We start from the raw sequence: 20,381 nt of genomic DNA on the forward strand, positions 1-20,381 counted from the left end.
AAGCTTAGTTTGACTTGATCATCCCGCCGTCGACGCGAATGCGACTGCCTGTGACATAGCTGGCCCGCTCGCTGGCCAGGAACGTCACCACATCGGCCAGTTCCTCCGGCTTGCCATAGCGGCCGACGGGTATGGTCGCGATCGACGCCTTGCGGATAGCCTCGACCGTCGTGTCACCGCGTTTCGCTGCAGCTTCGTCGAGCTGGTCCACCCGATCGGTATGGATGCGACCCTGTACGATCACATTGACCGTCACGCCATTCCCCGCGACTTCGGTCGCCAGCGTCTTGCTCCAGCCGACCAGCGCCAGCCGCAGGCCGTTGGAGACGGCGAGGCGGGGGATGGGGGCATCGACGCCGGACGAGGTCAGCGTGATGATACGGCCCCAGTTTCGCTCGACCATTTTTGGCAGCAGTCGCTGGGTGAGGTCGATGACGCTAGCGATCATGCTGTCGAAGCCTGACTGCCAGGCGTCCAGCGGGGCCGAGCGGGCTTCGCCGGGGGCGGGGCCTCCGGAATTGTTGATGAGGATATCGACGCCGCCCTCGGCGATGAGCGCTTCGGCTAGAGCGGCGACGCTGCCGGATTTGGACAGGTCGAGTTCACGCGCTTCGATGCGACCGCCGTTGGTCTTGTCGACCTTTGCGTCGAGCGCGGTGATGTCATTGACACCCCGTGCCGCGCCGATAACGCGCACGCCCTCATTGGCCAGTGCCACCGCGATGGCGGCGCCGAGGCCCTTGCTGGCGCCGAGGACGAGCGCCGTTTTGCCTTGGAGACCGAGCTTCATGCGCCGATCTCCGCCAGGCGCTTGGCCTGGGCCGTCAGCAGGCGTTCGACATCGGCGACATCGAGCGCACTCATGGTTGGGCGCGGCTTGCGCAGCGCGCCGGACCTGATGACGCCGCGCTTGGCCAGCACGTATTTGCGGGCGGCAAGGCCGATGCCCTGCTGCTGCTCGTAGCGGGCAAGCGGCAGGTAGGCGGCGAAGATTTCGTGGGCGCGATCGACATTGCCTTGGGCGAAGGCGTTGACCACGCCGACCATCATTTCTGGGTAGCAGAAGCCGGTCATGGCGCCATCGGCGCCGCGCGCCATTTCCTCGGGCAGGAACAAGCCGCCATTACCACAGAGGATGGATATGCGGCGGGTCTCGCCCTTGTCGCTGGAGGCGCGCAGCGCGGTGATCTTGGAGAGGCCCGGCCAATCCTCATGCTTGAGCATGACGCAATTGGGGACGTCCCTGATGATCCGGTCGATGACCTTGGGGACGATGGTCACGTTGGTCGTTAGGGGATAGTCCTGCAACACGAACGGTATCGAGCCGAGCGCTTCGCCGACCGACTGGTAGAAGGCATAGGCCTGGTCGTCGGTCTTGGTGGTCCAGGGCGGGGCGACCATGACGCCCGCTGCGCCCTGATCCATCACGGTATTGGCCAGCTCGGTCATCGGTGCCAGACCGGGGGCGGAGACACCGACCACGACCGGCAGGCGGCCATTGAGGCGCTTGAGCACGCGGTCGACGACTTGCGCAGATTCCGCTGCGGTGAGTTTGGGGGCCTCGCCCAACTGGCCGAGCACAGTGATGCCAGTGACGCCAGCGCCTTCATAGAATTCGACCATGGAGTCGATGCTCTCGAGGTCCAGTGCGCCCGTATCGGTGAAAGGAGTCACCGCGATCACGTAGACGCCTTTGGCCTCTTCGTTGAGGACTGCCATGTTGAGCTCCAAGTCTTAGAAAAACAGCGATTGTGGATTGTCGACGAAGACCGTCTGGCGGACGGCGTCGGAATTGAACCAGCCGAAAGCGGCATCGATGAGGTCGGCATCGTCGGGCATGTCGGCCCAGAGCTCGGTATGGGGCCAGTCGGTGGCCCAGAGCAAGCGCGTTGGGTGCGATTGGACGAGGCGCGTGGCGATCTGGGCGAAGGCAGTGGGGTCGCCGAGCCTGTAGGGAGCACTGAGCTTGACGTAGGCGCGTCCCGTGTCGAGCAGGCGCTGGAGGTTGGTGACACGCGTCTCGGTGTCAGGTGCCCCCAGCGGAATGAAGCCGAGGTGGTCGAGGACGACAGGCGCGCCGAGGGTCGGCGCGAGATCGGTAATTGCGGGCAACTGTTCTGGGCGGACCTGGAATTGCAGAGTCCAGCCAAGGTCGGCCAGCGGCGCAGCGAAATCGGCGACCGCATCAAAGGGCAAACCACCTTTGTTGCGGGTGTTGATGCGGACGCCACGAACGCCGAGGCGGTCCAACTGGCGAAGCTCGCCGAGCGAGATTTCCTGCGGCAGGACCACAACGCCGCGCAGGTTGGCCGGGTCCGTGGCGAGGGCCTCGAGGAGCACGGAATTGTCGAAGCCATAAACGCTGGGCTGCACCAGAACGCCGCGCGCTATGCCAGTGGCGGAGGCGATTTGCCGCCAGTCCGTCAGCGTCAGAACTTGCGGGGTGTAGCTGCGCGGGGTGTTGAGTGGCGCGCCGTGCTTGAAGACGTGGAAGTGCGTGTCGACGGTGCCTGCTGGCAGAGGTACGGCCGGTTGCCGGGTCAGCGGCAGAGGCGGGAGGCAAAGCGGCGCTTCGGCGTCCGCGATCACAGCGGCGCCTGCAGGAAATCGAAGTCGGCGCCTTCGTCGGCCTGCATGACGTGTTCGTGGTAGAGCTGGGCGTATCCGCGGGTGGGGCCGGCGGCAACCGGGGGCAGGGCGGCCATGCGGCGGTCGAACTCGGCAGCGTCGATATTGAGATCGATGCGGCGGGCGGGGACATCGAGCGTGATGGTGTCGCCCGTGCGGACGATGGCGAGCGGGCCATTATCGGCGGCTTCGGGCGAGATGTGGAGGATGACGGTGCCGAAGGCGGTGCCGCTCATGCGGGCGTCGGAAATGCGCACCATGTCCTTGACGCCCTGGCGGGCCAGCTTGCGCGGAATGGGCAGGTAGCCGGCTTCCGGCATGCCGGGCGCACCCTTGGGGCCGGCATTGCGCAGGACCAAAACGTCATCGGCGGTGACGTCGAGGTCGTCGCTGTCGATGCGGTTGGTCATGTCCTCGACGCTGTCGAACACCACGGCGCGGCCGGTATGTTGCATCAGGGTTTTCGAGGCCGCCGACTGCTTGATGACGGCGCCGCGCGGGGTGAGGTTGCCCTTGAGCACAGCGAGGGTGCCGATCGGCTTGAGCGGCGCCGCGATGGTGCGGATGACCGTCTGGCCGGGTTCGTCGATGACCGCATCGACCACGTCGCCAATGCAGCCGCCATAGACGGTAGGAGCGGTGAGATCGAGTTCGGCGCGGACTTCCTTGAGCATGGCGGGGACGCCGCCGGCCTTGTGGAACTCGGCCATGTAATGCTGGCCCGAGGGCTGGAGGTCGACCAGCAGCGGCACCCTCTGGCCGATCGCATCGAGCTCGGCGAGATCGAGTTTGAAGCCGAGGCGGCCACAGATGGCGGCGAGGTGGACCACGGCATTGGTCGAGCCGCCCATGGCCTGCAGGGCGACCAGCGCATTGCGGATGACCGATGGCGTCAGCAACTCGCGCACGGTCTTGCCGCCCTCGGCCGCCAGCTTGGCAGCAGCGGCGCCAGTGGCCTCCGCGAGGCGAACGCGCTCGGAATCGGTGGCGGGGGCGGAGCCGGCTTTGGGCAGGCACAGGCCCATAGTCTCGGTGAGATTGGCCATGGTGCTGGCGGTGCCCATGACGGTACAGGTGCCGACGGACGCCACGAGCTTGTTGTTCACTTCGGCGATCTCGGATTCGTCGATCTCTCCGGCGCGGAAACGGCCCCACATGCGGCGGCAATCGGTGCAGGCGCCGAGTCGCTCGCCCTTGTGGTGACCGGTTTCCATCGGGCCGGTGGGCAGGAAGATGGCCGGAATTTCGCTCGAGGCGGCGGCCATGATCTGGGCGGGGAGGGTCTTGTCACAGCCGCCGATGAGGACGACGCTGTCCATCGGCTGAGCGCGGATCATTTCCTCGGTTTCCATGGCCATCAGGTTGCGCAGGAACATGGATGTGGGGGCGGCGAAGCTTTCGTGGATGGAAATGGTCGGAAAGACCATCGGCAACGCGCCATTGAGCATGACGCCGCGCTTCACGGCTTCGATCAGCTGGGGCACATTGCCGTGGCAGGGATTATAATCGGAATAGGTATTGGCGATGCCGACGATGGGGCGATCGAGCGCGTCGTCGGAATAGCCCATGGCCTTGATGAACGCCTTGCGCAGAAACAGGGAAAAGCCCTGATCCCCGTAACTGGTGAGCTTCCGGCGCAGTCCGTTCGACAAGGCATACCTCCCGGGACCGGCCCTATCACTGACCGTTCGCCTTGCCGACAAACTAAGGTGCTTGGGCATATTGTCAATAAAGAAGCGAAGGGTTCGTGTACAATTTCGCAGAAATTGCCCGATAACTTGCGGAGAGCGGGTTGCTATAGCTCAAGATTATTGACAAAAATGACGACAAAGTTTGAGGAGCGTTCGTGGTGAAACGCCGAAGAGTCGGGATTGTCGGGGCAGGGTGGGTGACGGCCTATCACCTGCCGGCCTGGCAAAAACAGGGGCACCGCATCGAGTTGGTCGCCATAGCCGACCCATCGGGCCAGGCGCGGCAGCAGCGGGCGAACGCCTTCGGCATTCCAAGAACCTATGCCGACGCAGCCGCTATGCTGGCGGCGGAAGAGCTCGACATTGTCGATATCGCGGCCCCGCGGGAATACCATGCCGAGCTGGTAAGTCTGGTCGCATCTGCTGGCATCGACATACTGTGCCAGAAGCCGTTGGCGACCACGTACGGGGCGGCCGAGGCGCTGGTGGCCGGATTGTCAGGCACGCCGCGGCTGATGGTGCATGAGAACTGGCGGTTCCGCGCCTGGTATCGGCGGATGAAGCAATGGTTGGATGAGGGGTTGGCCGGCGACATCAGGCAGGTCAGTCTCGATTTCATGTCTGGCGGCATGATCCTGGTTGATGGCGACCGGCCAGCGCTGGTGCGGCAGCCGTTCTTTCGGAAGCAGCAAAGGTTGCTGGTGATGGAGGTGCTGATCCATCAGCTCGATACGCTGCGCTATCTGCTGGGCGAGATGGACGTGGTGGCCGCTCGCCTGGAGCGGACCAACGATGACATCGTGGCCGAGGATGTCGCGGCGATCACGCTACGGCGGCGGAGTGACGGCGTGCTGGTGCATGTGCTCGGCAACCTGGCTGTGCATGGCCTGCCGCCAATCCCGCGCGACCGCGTGCGCATAATGGGCAGCAAGGGGACGCTTGAGCTGGATGGCAATCGACTGACGGCAGTTGGTGCCGAACAGCGCGACGAAACGTTTGACGCCGATGCGACCTATCAGGGTTCGTATGATGCAGCGATTGCACACTTTCTCGATAGCCTCGATAGAGACGAGGCGTTCGAAACTGCGCCGGCCGACAATCTGGCCACCCTCAAGCTGGTCGAGGATATCTACGCATTGTCGCAATTCGACCCGACGAAAAATCCGCTATAGACTGGAGCTACGCGTGCGGAGTCGATCTTGGAAACCACCGAAAAAGCCAATCTTGAGCATGATGACCTGAGTATCGCCCGCGCCCTGGAGGAAGACATCATCTTCGGGCGCCTGGCGCCGGGTACGCGCCTCACCGAAGACACACTGCTCGCCCGCTTTGCGGTCACGCGGCACTTTGCCCGTCAGGCGCTGGTGCAACTGGAAGCCATGGGTATCGTGGTGCGCGAGCGCAATCGCGGCGCCACGGTGCGGTCGCTGACCTCCAGGCAGGTGCAGGAAATCTACGATGTGCGCGAATTGTTGCAACGGCAGGCGGCGCTGTGGATCCCGTTGCCAGCGCCGCAGGGCCTGATCGACGAGCTCAACCTGATCCACGAGGAGCATGGACGGCATATCGAGGCGGGGTTCCTGCGCGGGGTGCATGAGACCAATGACCGCTTTCACCTGACGCTGTTCGGGGCGTGCGGGAACAGTCACCTGGTGCAGTCGATCGAGCTCTATATGCGGCTCAGCCTGCCGGTGCGGGCCAACTCAATGGGCAATACCGACTCGCTGCGCATTGCGCATGAGCATCACCGGCTGATGATCGAAATGCTCAAGGGGCGCGACAACTGGGTGCTGGCGCAGCTCTGCGTGGATCACCTGCAGCCGAGCAAGAAGCGGTATCTGGATCGGGTGGGGTAGGGGGGCCTCCGCCGGGGACCGTTGTTCTGCTTTCGACCCCAAATGAGACATGTGAACTAGATCGGCCGCTCTATTTGCCAGTTTCAGCACATTTCAAGCGATAGTTCGCTTCGCCATCGACCCAAGAGCGCCCACCTGGTCGTGCCGAGCTTTCTCTTATGACCAGTTCACCAGGCAGTAGGTTCAAGGTCGGTGGAGGCAGCTTGGTGTCTGATTCGATCAGTTGCATGAGCTGCTCGACTGCCGCCTTTGCGAGAGTGGCCCCATCGTTTCGCACGCTCGTCAGAGATGTATGTGAGAACTCCCCGAATTCTATGTTGTCGTAACCGACGATAGAGAGTTGCTCCGGCACATCCACGCCATTGACCTTGGCCCAATGCATTGCGCCCAATGCGTACATATCGCCAGTGGCGAAAAGTGCCGTCAGTCCGAGCTTTCGTTGATTCAACCGTTCCATTGCCTCATAGCCAGCGGCCATGCTGAAACCGATGGGCTCACAGATCTGATGGTCGTCGAGTGGAAGACCATGGACACGATGGGCATGCTTGTACCCCTCGATCTTGAGCGGCTTGTCCGCCAGGGGCCCGAGTGCGCCAATCTTGCTATGTCCCAAGGCGATTAGGTGTGTGGTAGCGTCGTAGGAGGCCTGGAACTCGTCCACTCCGACGGCATCGAGACCGGTGTCGCGCATGCCTACCAACATTACGATCGGGAAGTTGCGGTCTCGTAGCCGGCGGAGGTGATCTAAATTGGTATGGTCTACCGGATAGATGAGCAGACCATCGACGCCATTGCGGCGAAACATGTCGATAGCGGCGGTTTCCTGCTCCGGAGTGCTACTTGTCGCGAACAATACACCATATCCGCGCTCAGCCATCTCTCGTTCAAGTGCCGTAGCCACGGCCGTGGGCTGCGGGTTCGTCAGGTACTCGACCAGCATTCCGACGGTGTGGCTCTTTTTGGTGACCAGCGATTTGGCGGAATTGTTAGTTACATAGTCGAGGTCCCGCGCTGCCTTGGCAATGACGTCGCGCGCCTCTTGGGAGATGCGCGTGCTACCCCTCAGGGCCAGTGAGACGGTGTTTGTGCCATAACCAGTCTCTGCAGCGATGTCCGCCAGCGTCGTTTTCTTGTGCCGACTCATTACTTCTCCCGTCCGCGTTGAGCGAACCCGCTATCGATCAATAGACTGCAAGAACGCTATTGCAAAGTGGTTGTAGTAACGATACTACACTTAGGTGACGTAGCCTTACCATACCATCATGTGGTGATGCCTCAAAGAGGATTGGGACATCAGGCGGGGCGGGCGCCATTCACGGCCAGATGGGCCGGTGGTTCCATTCCTGAGGAGGAAAAGGGAATGCATATCTACGCAAAGTCCGCGTTGTGCGGCCTAACTGCTTTGCTCGTGTCAACGTCCGTCCGTGCGCAGGACGACCTAAGCGTCGAGGTTTATTCCAATTGGGTGTCAGGCGGTGAGTCTGCGGCTCTCAATGCGATTGCGTCTGCATTCGAGGCAAAAGGTGGCAAGTGGATCGACTTCGCCGTGCCGGGGGACTCTGTTGCTCCTGCGATCACACGGATTGTCGCTGGGGACCCGATGGGCGCCGCCAAGATGCAGTCCACGGATCTCGACGAACTCTATGCTGCCGGTCTGATGGCCGACATCGATCAGGTGGCCGCCGACAACAACTGGAAGGATCGTCTTGCCGACTTCGTGTGGAATTCGATCACGCGCGACGGTCACGTCTACGGCGCGCCGATCAACTCTCAGTCCGAAGTCTGGCTTTGGTACAACAAGAAGGTCTTCTCGGACCTTGGTATCGCCGAGCCGCAGTCTTATGACGATCTGTTCACGGGTATGGACAAGATCAAGGAAGCTGGCATCATTCCATTGGCCGTCGGTGGTCAGGACTGGCAGCTTGCTATCTTGTTCTACAAGGTCCTCGCCGGTGTCGCCCCGGATGTCTATCTGCAGATGCAGGGCGAAAATTACGAGGCCGCCATCAACTCAGACGGCTTCAAGCAGGCTGCTGAAATCTTCGGACGCTTGCGTGACTATGACGATGAAGGCAGCCCGGGCCGCCAGTGGAACGTAGCCGTCAACATGGTGGCGACCGGTCAGGCTGCGATGATGGTCATGGGCGACTGGGCAAAGGGTGAATTTACGGCGGCCGGTCAGACTGCCGACGTCGAATACGGCTGCATGCTCGGTCCGCAAAATGATGCAATCATTCTCACCGGCGACATGTTCTTGTTCCCCAAGGACGATGCTGAACGGGGCGGTCAGCTTTTGCTGGCACAAACCATGCTCGAACCCGAAACCCAGGTGGCATTCAACATCGCCAAGGGTTCCATGCCAGCAACCCTCGATACCGACGTCAGTCAAATGGACGCTTGCACGCAGAAGGCTATGGCGGTCCTGCAGGATCCGGCAAAGCGCCTGCCGGGCTTATCCTATGTCATGTCCCCAGACCGCCGAACCGGCCTGCAGGACGCGATCGGTCAGTTTTGGAGCGATGACTCTGCGGCGCCTGAAAGCCTGGTCTCCTCCGTCCTGAGCACCTTTCAATCAACGAACTAGCACCTCCATCTAGTTCGCATCGGCGGGTCCCCCCGGCCCGCCGACCTCCTGATCCTCGCCTGACCGCAAAGTCGTGGCTTGATGGAGTCTGTCATGGCCTTACCCATACGCTTACGCAAATTGCCAGCCGTCGTGGCGATGGCGCCGACCATCTTTTTCGTCGTCGTTGTCCTCTGCTTTGGTCTTGGCTGGACTATCTGGACGTCCTTCACCGGCTCGAAATTGCTGCCCTCCAACGACTTCGTTGGAATGGAACAATATGCGCGGTTATTCTCATCCAACCTCTGGCAGGCGGCAGTATTCAATGTCGCCGTATTCGGCCTGCTCTTCATCGGCGGCTGCTTAATGCTGGGATACCTACTAGCGGTATTGCTGGATCAGAACATCCGGTTCGAGGATGGTTTCCGCACCATCTTCCTGATGTCCGCATCTCTGAGCTTTGTCGTCACCGGCATTGTATGGCAATGGGTTCTCGATCCGACCTATGGCGTCCAGGCTGCAGTTCGCAGTTGGGGTGTTGCCGGCTTCCGGTTCGATTTCTTGACGCGTCAGGATACGGCGATCTATGCCTTAGTCGGCGCTGGCGTATGGCAGGCGACTGGCCTCGGCATGGTGATCATGCTGGCAGGGCTCCGCGGTATCGACCAGGACATCTGGAATGCGACCCGGATCGAAGGCGTGGCGCGCTGGAAGGTATATGTCCACGTCATCCCGGCCATGATCAAGCCCATGATCGCAACCGCGGCCGTCCTACTCTCACTGACCGCCATCAAAATCTATGACCTCGTGGTCGTCATGACCGGCGGCGGGCCCGGGACAGCCACCGAAGTTCCAGCCAAATACGTCATGGACATGCTGTTCCAGCGCTCGAACCTTGGCCAGGCCACTGCCGCTGCCACGGTCATGCTCCTCGCAATCTGCCTTTTGGTCGGTGTGCCTTTCGCCATCTTCCTATTCCGCCGCGCACGCACTGCAGGGGAGGCTCACTGATGACCACCGCAATCATTCCCGACGGTCGCAAACCTGGTCGTGTTTCGGCTTCACGGATCGCGCTCTACATCTTTCTGGTGCTGACAGCGTTGTTCTTCCTGCTGCCGGTCTACGTCATGATCGTGACGTCTCTAAAGCCGATGGCTGAAATCCGCACCGGCAATATCTTTGCCTGGCCGCAGGCGCTGACATTCGACGCTTGGATCAAGGCATGGTCGGGCGCTTGTACAGGGCGCATCTGCGAGGGTATGCGACCGGGTCTGTTGAACTCGTTCAAGATCGCCCTTCCGGGCACGCTGTTCCCGCTCGTGCTGGGTGCGATCAACGGCTACGCGCTTTCGTTCTGGCGCTTCAAGGGTGCCAATCTCGTCTTCACGCTTCTGCTGGTCAGCACGTTCGTGCCGATCCAGGTCTTTATCTTCCCGCTGGTGCGGATGATGACCGCCACCGGCCTGTTCGGCACCTTGCCCGGCATCATTCTGATCCACACAGGCTTTACGCTTCCCATCATGACCTTGCTGTTTCGCAACTTCTACGCGGCAGTGCCCGAGGAAATGTTCAGCGCCGCTCGTATCGACGGCGGCGGATTCTGGTCGATCTTCTTTTACGTCCTGCTGCCCATTTCGACCCCCATCGTGATCGTCGGCGTCATCCTGCAGTTCACCGGCGCCTGGAACGACTACCTGTTCGGCCTGATCTTCGCCGGCCGCGACAACCAGCCCATGACCGTCCTTCTCAGTTCCATCGTGACCAGCCAGTACGGCGAGAAGGAATACAACGTGAACATGGCGGCCACCATGCTGTCCGCCGCCATCCCACTCCTCGTCTATTTCGTCTCGGGACGCTGGTTCGTCCGCGGCATCTCAGACGGCGCATTGAAAGGTTGAACCATGTCGAACGTAACCAACGGTGGCCGCACCAAAGGCGTGTCGGTACGCAACCTCAACGTCTCCTATGGCGCCGTTCATGTCATACGCAACCTCAACATCGAGATCGCGCCTGGGGAGTTTGTCGTCCTGTTGGGTGCCTCGGGCTGTGGCAAGTCAACTTTGCTCAGCGTGATTGCAGGGCTCCGGGACGCCAGCGGCGGCCAGATTTGGATCGGCGACGAAAACGTCACGTGGCATGAGCCAAAAGATCGCGACATCGGCATGGTGTTCCAGTCCTACGCTCTTTATCCGCAGATGACCGTTCGTGGAAACCTGTCGTTTGGCCTGCGTATGACCGGTGGCGACAAGGCGACCATCGAAAGGCGCGTGGCCGAGGCCGCCGAAGTGCTGCAACTCACTCACTTGCTCGATCGCAAACCGCGGCAGTTATCCGGTGGCCAACGCCAGCGTGTTGCCATTGGGCGGGCCTTGGTGCGCCAGGCAAGTGTGTTCCTGTTCGACGAGCCGCTGTCCAATCTTGACGCCAAGCTCAGAACCGAACTGCGCTCTGAACTGAAGCGGCTGCATAGGCAGCTCGGCGCGACCATGATCTTCGTGACCCACGATCAGATCGAAGCCCTGACGCTGGCCGACCGTATCGCCGTCATGGAGGGCGGCAGGATCCGTCAATTCGGCACCCCCAAGGAAATCTACCGTCACCCACAGAACCGTTTCGTCGCTGGCTTCATCGGCTCGCCCGGCATGAATTTCTATGACGGCGAAGTGACGGTGAGCGGTGGCAAGGCGCGCTTCGCTGGCAAGGGGTTCGAACTTCCCCTGGAGGGCTATCAGTTTGCGACTGCGCCGTCCGCGACCACAAAGGCCGTTCTGGGTATTCGCCCGGAACATATTGGCACACGTCTGAGTGGCAAGCTGCCATTTCGCGCAACGACCCCAATCTCGTCGGTCGAGCCAATGGGCGCCGAAACCCTTCTTTGGGGCCGCTTGGGCGAAGCGCCGCTTTCCATTCGCGTCGACACCCTCCAGGGCCTGGATGAAGCGCCGACTGTCGAATTCGAGATCGACCCTGCGCTTGTCTCTCTGTTCGACGCTGGTTCAGGCGAACGGCTCTGACCTTCCGATTTCAACGACCACAACAGGATACTGACAAATGACTCATGCTGATGAGACTGGTTTCGTCTCGCTCTTTGATGGCAAGACCCTCGATGGCTGGTTTTCCACGCCGCGTACCTATGGCCAAATCTGGCCGGGCGGTCCAGCAATCCAAGAAGCATACCCTGGCGCCTTTCCAGCCGACTACAACGAGCAGGCCGCCGCGCATCCGGCCGTCTGGACCGTGGAGGATGGTGCGATCGTCGGTCGACAGGACACGCCCGGCAGTGGTTGGGGTGGCTATATCCTGACCGAAAGGAAGTACGGTGACTTCGAGCTCCGTTTCGACGCTAATCCCGATTGGCCGGCCGACACGGGGATTATGCTGCGCAAGAAGCCCGACACATTCCACGGTTTCCAGGTTCTCCTTGATCATCGCAAGTCCGGCTCTATCGGCGGCTTTTATGGTAACGGGATCAGCGGTTTCCACGCCGTGCCCTTCGCGCTCGACGTCAAGACGGATGAAAACCGCACGCCCGTCGGCCTGAAGGAAGATGACCCGGCGACTTCGATCGAGAAGTTCACTCAGGCTAAAAGGGACCTGCTGACCGAGCACTGCACCGTCGAGGAGTTCCTGGCCGTCTGGAAGTTTAACGACTGGAACGCCTTCCGCATTCTCTTCGTCGGCGCCAAGCCCAAGGCCTCGGTCTGGATCAACGACCTGCTGATCGCCTCGATCGATTTCGCGACGATGCAGTTCCCCAACTACAACGCCGATGACGTCGCCGAATTCCTCGGGCCCAAGGGTCACATAGCCTTCGAGGTCCACGACAATGACCACAACGGCCTTGGCGAGGGCCGGTGGGGAAAGACAGCGGCCTGCCGCTGGCGGAATATCCGCATCAAGGAACTCTGAGGTGGCAGGCACAACTGACATCCGCTGGGGTATCATCGGACCGGGCTGGATCGCCAGCCTGTTTGCCGAAGACCTTGCTCGCACGCCGGGTTCGAAGTGTGTTGCTGTGGCGTCGCGCGACCTCGGTCGCGCGCAGGCCTTCGCTGCAACGCATGGCATCGACAAGGCCTATGGTGACTATGCCGCCATAGCCGCCGACCCCAATGTGGACATCGTCTATATTGCGACGCCCCATAGTCATCATCACCAGCATGCCCGGCTTATGCTCGAGGGTAACAAGCCTCTGGTGGTGGAAAAGCCATTCGCGATGAATGCCGAGCAGGCAAAGGACATTATCGACCTGGCCAACCAGCGGGGTCTGTTCGTGATGGATGCCATGTGGACCCTCTGCAACCCGCTGTTCCGCACGCTTGCGGCGCGTGTCCAGGCCGGTGACATTGGCACACCCCGAGCCTTCGCCGGTTCGATTGGCCCGATGGGTGGGCCGAAGGACTCCCGTGTGTCCGACCCTGAACTCGGCGGCAGCTTCACGCTCGAATGCATGGTCTATCCCATGAACATCCTCGCGGGCCTGGCACCCAATTTGCTCAAGGACGTCAACATAACCGCATCGGGTCGCCTGACGGAGCGCGGCGTCGACAGTGCCTCTGCCATTCACATCAGCAATGCCGATGGCCATGCCGTTATGTCAGGCGGTTTCGTTCCGGGCGCGGAGGGTGCCGATATCTCAACCTTCCGTCTGATCGGTGACGAGGGCTGGCTGTCCGTGACCGACAACCTTTTCAATCCAGGCCGGGCTCTATTCAGTTCGCGCGGTCGGGAGGTCGAGGTATTGGTCGATACTGCAAGTGAGCACCGATACCGTTGGGAGATCGAGGAGGCCGCACGGTGTCTGCGCGATGGTCTCAAACAAAGCTCCCTCGTGCCGCATGATCTGACTATCGACGTAATGCACCTGCTCGACCGCAGTTTGGTACAGACACGGGGGCACATCCTGACATGAGTGTCCCAATGCGAGAACTGGCGGCCAACCAGCGGTGCCAAGTCTGGATCTACGATACGACGACCGGTCAGAACCAACTCCTGTTCGAGACCCGCGACATGCTGCTCGAAGCGCCGAACTGGAGTCTTGCAGGCGATACCTTGATCCTGAACGGCGAGGGTAAGTTGTGGCGCATGCCGGTTGGAAATCCGGGTTTGGAGGCCATTGCGTTGACTGGCCTTCCACGGATGAACAACGATCATGTTCTCGATCCTGACGGCGAGCATATTTTCGTGTCGACGTATGATGATTGGCAGCTTTATCGCGCACCGCTGGCCGGTGGCGCTGCGGTGAAAGTCTCCGGCGTGGAAGGCCCCGCCGGCATGCTGCACTTCCTGCATGGCGTTTCCCCGGACGGCCAGCAACTCGCGTTTGTCGGCGTCGCTGCTGAGATGTCCGGTGGCAAAATGAAGTTTCTGTCTGCCGAAATCTGCACGATAGGATCGGACGGTCGCGGCTTCCGCCAGATTACCTCTCGCGGCGCACCGGCCGATGGCCCTGAATACAGCCCCGATGGGCAATGGCTCCATTTCAATACCGAAGCCTTTTCTGGTCACGCCCAGATTGCCCGCATGCGGGCAGACGGCTCGGAAGCGGAGCACTTGGTCGAGAGCGAGACCGTAGACTGGTTTCCACACATCTCCCCAGATGGGAGCAGAGTTGTTTATCTCGCCTACCCAACTGGCACCCGCGGCCACCCGGCCGACCTCTGGGTTGAATTGAGATTGGTTAATGGCGAACGCTGGGCGGAAAGCAAAACCGTTGCTCGCCTCTTCGGCGGGCAGGGCACGATCAACGTGAACAGCTGGTCCCCCAACAGTGAGCGCTTTGCCTTTGTAGCCTATCCGATCGACGACAATTCATAGGTGAACTTCATGATGACCTATACCTTGGAAGGCCTGGCTGCAGAACAAGAAGAGCTGTTGCTCGACCGCTTCGACTATGAGTTTGTGTGGGCCCTTGGCCAGGCCATCCGGGAGCGCGCAAGCGCTGAGCGGGCGCCGGTCGCCATTCAGGTTAGGCATGGGTCATCGCCCATCTTTACCACCCTGCTGCCAGGCGCAACCATCGACAACCTCGACTGGACCGCGCGCAAATGTGCCGTCGCGCATCGCTTCCACAAGAGTTCCCTTGCCATTCGCCTTGAGGCTGAGGCGGGCCGATACGAGTTCAATGACCGGTTCCGCCTGCCGAAGGAAACCTATGTTGCCAGCGGTGGCGGCGTTCCGCTCATTCTGCGCAATGGCACGCTCGTCGGGACCGCCAGTGTCAGTGGGCTACCCGATGAAGACGACCACCGTCTGATCGTCGAGGCGCTGCAGGGCCTTTCGGCGGCCGCATAGCATTGTATTCAAGCGGCCGGATTGTCCTCCAGGCCGTTCGGGACGCGGCGTACTCCGGCCGCGTCCCACTCCGTACTCAACCCCTCCCGCATGGCTTACTATCCACTGTCATTCTCGCTAATGGCTGATTGCTGGCACCCCGAATTGCCCCCCGGCCGCACCAACCAGCAACTGAGACGTTCAATAGCCTTGTCAACTGAGAGCCATCCATACACGGTCCCAGGTTCGCCAATCGGCGTATATCTGCTTTTCCGACTGACTGTTCCACAAGCGGACCTTCCGCTACCCATTCCATCGTAGACTTGACAAAGGGCGCGGTGCTTAAAGGCATAACGAAGAGCGCGCCCGCTACTCCGGGCGCGCTCCGTGTCGGACCTACCAGTCGAGGCGCAGGAGGGAGACGCCCTGGCGGGGGAGGGTGGTCCGGAGGGTGATGGTGCCGTTGCTTACCGGAACGCTGGCGACGTCTTCGATCTGGGCGAGCTGGCCCGAGGCTTCGAGCTTGGCATAGTCGGCGCCGGTGGGGTTGGCTGGCTTGCCCATGGCCTTCCACACGCCGAACGAGTTCGAGTGGGTTTCGTCCATGCGATAGTGCTTGAGCGAGGCCTTGCCCTTGTCCCAACCGTCGACGGCAATGGTGACTTCGGCGTCGGGGCCGGCTTCGTCATCGTCGTGGTAGTGCCAGACGAGGATGCTGACGCCCTTGTCGTCGCGGGTGGCGACGACGTTGACGTCGGGCTCGCCGCGCACGCCGTGCTCCATGATCTCCTGAAGGTCGCGGCGGTGGCTGCTTTCGCTGGCCAGCCAGTTGCCGCCCAGCTTGCCCAGCATACGGAAGCCGTTGAGAACGGCCTTGTCGACGCCGTTGGTGGCGAGGTCGCGGAAGCCGTCATACCAGGCCTGGTCGTCGAACAGGAAGGCCCAGGTCACGGCGCCTTCGATGTGGATGTTCTTGAGCTTGGCCAGCTCATAGGTGCGCAGCATGGATTCGACGACGTAGACGCCATAGAGCGGGCCGTTGCGGTAGCCGTTCTGCGGATGGACGCGAGCTGAGCAGGCGGCGCAACCTTCCGGGTCGCTTTCGCCGATGACAACGGGCAGGTGGGTGAGCGAGGGGAATTCGTTGATGATGTCGAGATTGGTCTCGATGTCGCGCAGCTGCTTGTGAACACCCATGCGAACGTGATCCTGCCAGATTACCGGATTGCCCTTGGCGTGGAAGGCGATGAAATCGAGCGGCGACTTGTGGTCGAAGACATATTGCAGGAATTCGCGCAGGAATTTCTGCGCCTTGGGGTTGGAAAAGGCGCCGCAGGTGTGTGGACCGCCAACGCGCGCCTTGGGCAGCGCGCGCTTCACGGCCTTGGCGCTGACATCATACATCTCGCAGAACTGGGGGATGGTGCCATGCCAGTATAGTCCGTCCGGCTCGTTCCAGACTTCCCACGGCCAGGTCGAGACCTTGTCTTCGCCGTAGCGGTCGGCCATATGCCGCGCCCAGGCATAGACCAGATCGCCCCATTTCTTGAGATTGTTGGGTGGTACCGCCCAGCCGGTCATGATGGTGGCGTACTTGTCCGCGGGCTCCCAGTGATGGCGATACTCGCCCTCGAAGTCCGACAGCGCCTCGGGCATGAAGCCGATCTGCACCAGTGGAACGTTACCCGCCTCCACATAGGCATCGAAGATCTTGTCCATGATGGTCCAGTCATAGACCGGGTTGCCATTTCCATCTTCGGTATAGGCGTTGGTCGAGCCCCACTTCAAAGCGGGCACGCCGTCGCCTGACGTCAGCAGATTGTGGGTACGGATATGCGGCGGCGTGTTGCTGAGCGCCGTCAGCTCAGCCAGCAGCTTCTTGCCATGTTCGGAATAGGTGTAGTTCGGCTCGTCATAGCCGAACCAGTTCCACAGCGGATGATAGGCCTCGGTCGCCTTGTCGGCATGCACCTTGGTCGTGACGTTGATCGGGGCAGTCATTGCGCGGTCCTCTGCGGCTTTCTGATGGCTTTGCTGTGCCGCGCCTCCTCCAGAAGACCGGCCGTGATCATGCGGGTCGACGCCTGCTTCGATACAGGGCGCCCGATGTATCGCAAGCTAAGCCAAAATGCCTCTTTGTCAATAATATGAGAGAGCAACCGTTGACTGAGATGCACAGAAAAGGCCGCAAACCGCGCAAATCTGAGAAATTCTGAATCTAGCAGTTGCCCAGTCTGCCAAAATTGTCGATAAAGAGCGCACGAACCTGCTGCCTGCGGGGAGTCGAATGCGCCCGATGGCGCGCGGTGCAGGCGAGGACAGTTCGCCGGGCCGGCCCAGCTGGCTCATGAGGAGAGGGATCGCTCGCTCCGCGAGCACCGAGGAGGAAACGCATGAGGCTCTTTAGAAAGATCGCCCTGGCAGCGGTTGCGTCATTACTGGCGCTCCCGGCTTTCGCCCAGGATTTCATTGCCGGCATTCCACGTAACGAAGCCCTGATCATCCAGGGGCCGACGGCGCAGAACGCCGACTGGTTCAACCTGTGGGCGCCCGGCGGCGGCGCCAGCGTCAACGGCCAGCAGCAGCTGACCACCGATACGCTGTGGTGGATCAACCCGGAAGGCGGCGACGACGCCTGGACCAATGCGCTGGCCACCGAGCCGCCGATCTACAACGACGATTTCACCACCATGACCGTGAAGCTGCGCGAGGGCGTCTATTGGAGTGACGGCGTCGAGTTCACCGCCGACGACTTGACCTACACCGTGCAGACGCAGATCGATAACCCCGGCATGGGCTGGAGCGCCGCATTCACGCTCAACGTTGAGAGCATGGAGCGGCCGGACCGCAATACGGTGATCTTCCATCTCAAGGCGCCCAATTCCCGCTTCCACACCCTGTTCACGGTGCGCTGGAACGCCGCCTGGATCATGCCGAAGCATGTGTTCGAGAAGGTCGAAGATCCGCTGGCCTTCAACAACAACCCGCCCATTTCCCTGTCGGCCTACGTGCTCAACAGCTACGACAAGGCCGGTAACTGGGCGATCTGGAAGCTGCGTGACGACTGGCAGCGCACCACTATCGGCATGCTTCAGGAAGAAGCGCCCGATGTGAAATACGTGGTCTATGCCGCCTCGGGTAACCCTGAAGCCCGCGTTATCGCCCAGCGCAACCACAACCTGGACGTGATCAATGACATCGCCCCCGAGGGCATGTTCTCGCTGATGAAGGACAATGACAGCGTGGCCGCCTGGCTACCGACTTTCCCCTTCGCGCATCCCGATCCGACCTTGCCATCGGTCCTGTTCAACCTGCAGAAGCCCCCGTTCGACAATAAGGACGTGCGCTGGGCCCTGGCACTGCTGATCGACATCCGGGCTGTGGCGCTCGGTTCGTATCGTGGCGCCGCCAACCTCTCGGCTCTGGGCGTTCCTCCAACAGGATCGGCGCCGGAAGACTATTTCGTGCCGATGCAGGATTGGCTCACCAATTTCGAGCTGAATACCGGTACCCGCTCGATCAAGCCCTATAACCCCGACATTGCCAGCCAGCTGGCTGAAATGGTGCGGGGCCAGTGGCCCGACCAGATCCCGACCGACGAAGCCGAACTCAAGCGCGCTTTCGGTTATGGCTGGTGGAACCAGGACGTGCAGGCCGCAACCGAACTGTTGCAGAAAGCCGGCTTCACCAAGAATGGCAATCAGTGGCTGAAGCCGGATGGCACGCCATTTGAAATCCGCCTGATGGTCGAAGGCGACGCCATCCCGACACTGGCCCGTGCCGGTACCGCGATCGCCCAGCAATGGAGCCAGGCTGGCATCAAGGCGACGGTCGACGTGGCAGGCCCGACCAACGGGCAGCGTCTCGGCACCGGCGACTTCGAAGCGGCAATCTACTGGACTGTGGAAACCTGGGGTGGTCACCCCGATCTCAGCTTCTTCCTCGACAGCTACCACAGCGACTTCATCAAGCCGACCGGCGAAATCCAGCCCCCACGCAACCTCCAGCGCTGGGAGGACCCGCGTCTCGACGAACTGATCGAACGCAATCGCTCGCTGGCCTTCGACTCGCCCGAAGTAGTGGCGCTGGGCATCGACTATCTCAAGCTGGTGGTTGAGGAGATGCCGATGATCCCGCTGATGGCCTACAACAAGTTCGCGCCCTTCGACACGACCTACTGGACGGGCTACCCGTCGGCGGATAACCCCTATGCCGCATCGGGCCCGAACTGGAGCAACCTGCGCTACATGATCGTGGCGCTCAAGGCGAACCCAGACGCGCCGACCCCCTAAGCGCGCCTCGCAGGGTCCGACCGGCCAATCCGGCCGGACCCTCCCTTCGCACCTTAAACACCGGGATGCGTATGCACGGCTATCTCATCTATGTGGCCAAGCGCTTCGGCCAGTTCCTGTTCGTCGTCGTTACCGGGGTGACGCTGGCCTTCCTGATCGCGCATTTTTCGCCGGTCGATCCGGTGGAGCAGACGGTTTCGCTGGTGACCAATTTCGGCGCGACTGACCCGCGATCTGTAGAGATCCTGCGTCAGTCCCTGCGCGAGCTCTATGGCACTGACGGCTCGCTGATCTCGCAATATTTCACCTTCTGGGGTCGCGTTGTCAGAGGCGATTTCGGGCCGTCGCTGTCGGCCTTCCCAACACCTGTCATGACCATCATCGGCCGGGCGCTGCCCTGGACAATGGGGCTGCTGACGCTGGCGACAATCATCTCCTGGTGCCTGGGCAACCTGCTCGGCGCTATCGCGGGCTATTTCCGTGATTCCCGCAGCATCAAGGTCATCGGGCTGCTCGTCATGGCCCTGCAGCCGATCCCGACCTACATCACTGGCCTGACGCTGCTGATCATCTTTGGCTTTCTCTGGCCCATCCTGCCCATCAGTGGCGGGGCGCAGCTCAATCTCGAGCCAGCGGCGACCTGGACCTATTTCGTCTCGGTGATCCAGCACGGCACCCTGCCGGCGCTGACGCTGGTGCTGGTGGGCATGGGCGGCTGGTTCGTGTCCATGCGGTCGCTGGTCTCCAATATCGTGACCGACGACTATGTGGTCTATGCCGAGCTGGGCGGCGTGCCGTCGCGCACGGTGTTTTCGCAGTATGTGGCGCGCAACGCCATGCTGCCGCAGGTGACCGGCCTCGCACTGAGCCTGGGCAATGTGTTCGGCGGCGCCGTGATCGTCGAGTTCATCTTCAACTATCCGGGCATCGGCAAGCTGATGGTGGCGGGCATCTATGCCGGCGATTTCAGCCTGGTGCTGGGCGTGACCACCTTTTCGGTCATCGCTGTCGCCACCGCGGTCTTTCTGATCGACATCCTCTATCCGCTCATCGATCCACGCGTGAAACTTGGATAGCG

At 61.3% G+C, this 20,381-nt stretch carries 18 protein-coding genes; 12 read left to right on the plus strand and 6 right to left on the minus strand.

Features of this window, described 5'->3' with window-relative positions; genetic code table 11:
• Positions 1 to 4 precede the first annotated feature (4 nt).
• From IM737_RS18545 to IM737_RS18560, 4 genes are read right to left on the minus strand one after another with little or no spacing between them, the layout of a single operon-like run.
• Entirely contained in the window at positions 5 to 790 is a 786-nt protein-coding gene (locus IM737_RS18545) for an SDR family oxidoreductase (RefSeq protein ID WP_236896582.1), read from the minus strand.
• Complete coding sequence (locus IM737_RS18550; protein WP_236896584.1) at positions 787 to 1,719, minus strand: dihydrodipicolinate synthase family protein; 933 nt, start codon at positions 1,717 to 1,719, stop codon at positions 787 to 789. The genes IM737_RS18545 and IM737_RS18550 overlap by 4 nt, the downstream gene beginning before the upstream one ends.
• A gap of 15 nt (positions 1,720 to 1,734) precedes the next feature.
• Positions 1,735 to 2,589, minus strand: a complete 855-nt coding sequence (locus IM737_RS18555; protein ID WP_236896586.1) for an amidohydrolase family protein — start codon at positions 2,587 to 2,589, stop codon at positions 1,735 to 1,737.
• Complete coding sequence (locus IM737_RS18560; protein WP_236896588.1) at positions 2,586 to 4,280, minus strand: IlvD/Edd family dehydratase; 1,695 nt, start codon at positions 4,278 to 4,280, stop codon at positions 2,586 to 2,588. Before IM737_RS18560 ends, IM737_RS18555 begins: the two co-directional genes overlap by 4 nt.
• 197 nt (positions 4,281 to 4,477) lie before the next feature.
• Between IM737_RS18560 and IM737_RS18565 the strand changes: the two genes are divergently transcribed.
• The gene (locus IM737_RS18565; RefSeq protein WP_236896590.1) at positions 4,478 to 5,491 is read left to right on the plus strand and encodes a Gfo/Idh/MocA family protein; all 1,014 of its coding nucleotides are present in this window, start codon (positions 4,478 to 4,480) and stop codon (positions 5,489 to 5,491) included.
• A 24-nt stretch (positions 5,492 to 5,515) separates the two neighbouring features.
• Positions 5,516 to 6,175 (plus strand): GntR family transcriptional regulator, encoded by a 660-nt coding sequence (locus IM737_RS18570; RefSeq protein ID WP_442874218.1) that lies wholly within the window; start codon positions 5,516 to 5,518, stop codon positions 6,173 to 6,175.
• 70 nt (positions 6,176 to 6,245) lie between these two features.
• Here IM737_RS18570 and IM737_RS18575 read toward each other — a convergent pair whose 3' ends face one another.
• Positions 6,246 to 7,319, minus strand: a complete 1,074-nt coding sequence (locus IM737_RS18575; protein ID WP_236896594.1) for a LacI family DNA-binding transcriptional regulator — start codon at positions 7,317 to 7,319, stop codon at positions 6,246 to 6,248.
• Positions 7,320 to 7,535: 216 nt separating this feature from the next.
• Here IM737_RS18575 and IM737_RS18580 point away from each other — a divergent pair, with 216 nt between their 5' ends.
• The 8 genes from IM737_RS18580 to IM737_RS18615 all read left to right on the plus strand — a co-directional run bounded on the left by IM737_RS18580 (position 7,536) and on the right by IM737_RS18615 (position 15,032).
• A complete protein-coding gene (locus IM737_RS18580) occupies positions 7,536 to 8,759 on the plus strand; it encodes an ABC transporter substrate-binding protein (protein WP_236896596.1) in 1,224 nt (407 codons plus the stop codon).
• Positions 8,760 to 8,852: 93 nt separating this feature from the next.
• Positions 8,853 to 9,749, plus strand: coding sequence for a carbohydrate ABC transporter permease (locus IM737_RS18585; RefSeq protein ID WP_236896598.1), 897 nt, complete (start codon positions 8,853 to 8,855; stop codon positions 9,747 to 9,749).
• Positions 9,749 to 10,636, plus strand: coding sequence for a carbohydrate ABC transporter permease (locus IM737_RS18590; RefSeq protein ID WP_236896599.1), 888 nt, complete (start codon positions 9,749 to 9,751; stop codon positions 10,634 to 10,636). Before IM737_RS18585 ends, IM737_RS18590 begins: the two co-directional genes overlap by 1 nt.
• Before the next feature lie 3 nt (positions 10,637 to 10,639).
• A complete protein-coding gene (locus tag IM737_RS18595) occupies positions 10,640 to 11,752 on the plus strand; it encodes an ABC transporter ATP-binding protein (protein WP_236896600.1) in 1,113 nt (370 codons plus the stop codon).
• 37 nt (positions 11,753 to 11,789) lie between these two features.
• Entirely contained in the window at positions 11,790 to 12,647 is an 858-nt protein-coding gene (locus tag IM737_RS18600) for a 3-keto-disaccharide hydrolase (RefSeq protein ID WP_236896601.1), read from the plus strand.
• Position 12,648: 1 nt separating this feature from the next.
• Positions 12,649 to 13,650, plus strand: coding sequence for a Gfo/Idh/MocA family protein (locus IM737_RS18605; RefSeq protein ID WP_236896602.1), 1,002 nt, complete (start codon positions 12,649 to 12,651; stop codon positions 13,648 to 13,650).
• 8 nt (positions 13,651 to 13,658) lie between these two features.
• Positions 13,659 to 14,555 (plus strand): biopolymer transporter Tol, encoded by an 897-nt coding sequence (locus tag IM737_RS18610; protein WP_236896603.1) that lies wholly within the window; start codon positions 13,659 to 13,661, stop codon positions 14,553 to 14,555.
• A gap of 9 nt (positions 14,556 to 14,564) precedes the next feature.
• Positions 14,565 to 15,032, plus strand: coding sequence for a heme-degrading domain-containing protein (locus IM737_RS18615; RefSeq protein WP_236896604.1), 468 nt, complete (start codon positions 14,565 to 14,567; stop codon positions 15,030 to 15,032).
• A 375-nt stretch (positions 15,033 to 15,407) separates the two neighbouring features.
• Here IM737_RS18615 and IM737_RS18620 read toward each other — a convergent pair whose 3' ends face one another.
• Positions 15,408 to 17,012, minus strand: coding sequence for a GH39 family glycosyl hydrolase (locus IM737_RS18620; protein ID WP_236896606.1), 1,605 nt, complete (start codon positions 17,010 to 17,012; stop codon positions 15,408 to 15,410).
• A gap of 392 nt (positions 17,013 to 17,404) precedes the next feature.
• Here IM737_RS18620 and IM737_RS18625 point away from each other — a divergent pair, with 392 nt between their 5' ends.
• Both IM737_RS18625 and IM737_RS18630 read left to right on the plus strand, forming a co-directional pair.
• Complete coding sequence (locus IM737_RS18625) at positions 17,405 to 19,303, plus strand: ABC transporter substrate-binding protein (protein ID WP_236896607.1); 1,899 nt, start codon at positions 17,405 to 17,407, stop codon at positions 19,301 to 19,303.
• Positions 19,304 to 19,374: 71 nt separating this feature from the next.
• Positions 19,375 to 20,379, plus strand: coding sequence for an ABC transporter permease (locus tag IM737_RS18630; protein WP_236896610.1), 1,005 nt, complete (start codon positions 19,375 to 19,377; stop codon positions 20,377 to 20,379).
• Positions 20,380 to 20,381: the final 2 nt, after the last annotated feature.

It is taken from the genome of Devosia sp. SL43, from assembly GCF_021729885.1.
Classification (GTDB): domain Bacteria; phylum Pseudomonadota; class Alphaproteobacteria; order Rhizobiales; family Devosiaceae; genus Devosia.

Bases quoted from the DNA above. Each gene is read 5' to 3' on its own strand.
- IM737_RS18595 (WP_236896600.1), top strand. From the start codon at position 10,640: ATGTCGAACGTAACCAACGGTGGCCGCACCAAAGGCGTGTCGGTACGC.
- IM737_RS18625 (WP_236896607.1), top strand. From the start codon at position 17,405: ATGAGGCTCTTTAGAAAGATCGCCCTGGCAGCGGTTGCGTCATTACTG.
- IM737_RS18600 (WP_236896601.1), top strand. From the start codon at position 11,790: ATGACTCATGCTGATGAGACTGGTTTCGTCTCGCTCTTTGATGGCAAG.
- IM737_RS18610 (WP_236896603.1), top strand. From the start codon at position 13,659: ATGCGAGAACTGGCGGCCAACCAGCGGTGCCAAGTCTGGATCTACGAT.
- IM737_RS18620 (WP_236896606.1), bottom strand. From the start codon at position 17,012: ATGACTGCCCCGATCAACGTCACGACCAAGGTGCATGCCGACAAGGCG.
- IM737_RS18630 (WP_236896610.1), top strand. From the start codon at position 19,375: ATGCACGGCTATCTCATCTATGTGGCCAAGCGCTTCGGCCAGTTCCTG.
- IM737_RS18545 (WP_236896582.1), bottom strand. From the start codon at position 790: ATGAAGCTCGGTCTCCAAGGCAAAACGGCGCTCGTCCTCGGCGCCAGC.
- IM737_RS18550 (WP_236896584.1), bottom strand. From the start codon at position 1,719: ATGGCAGTCCTCAACGAAGAGGCCAAAGGCGTCTACGTGATCGCGGTG.
- IM737_RS18585 (WP_236896598.1), top strand. From the start codon at position 8,853: ATGGCCTTACCCATACGCTTACGCAAATTGCCAGCCGTCGTGGCGATG.
- IM737_RS18575 (WP_236896594.1), bottom strand. From the start codon at position 7,319: ATGAGTCGGCACAAGAAAACGACGCTGGCGGACATCGCTGCAGAGACT.
- IM737_RS18580 (WP_236896596.1), top strand. From the start codon at position 7,536: ATGCATATCTACGCAAAGTCCGCGTTGTGCGGCCTAACTGCTTTGCTC.
- IM737_RS18590 (WP_236896599.1), top strand. From the start codon at position 9,749: ATGACCACCGCAATCATTCCCGACGGTCGCAAACCTGGTCGTGTTTCG.
- IM737_RS18615 (WP_236896604.1), top strand. From the start codon at position 14,565: ATGATGACCTATACCTTGGAAGGCCTGGCTGCAGAACAAGAAGAGCTG.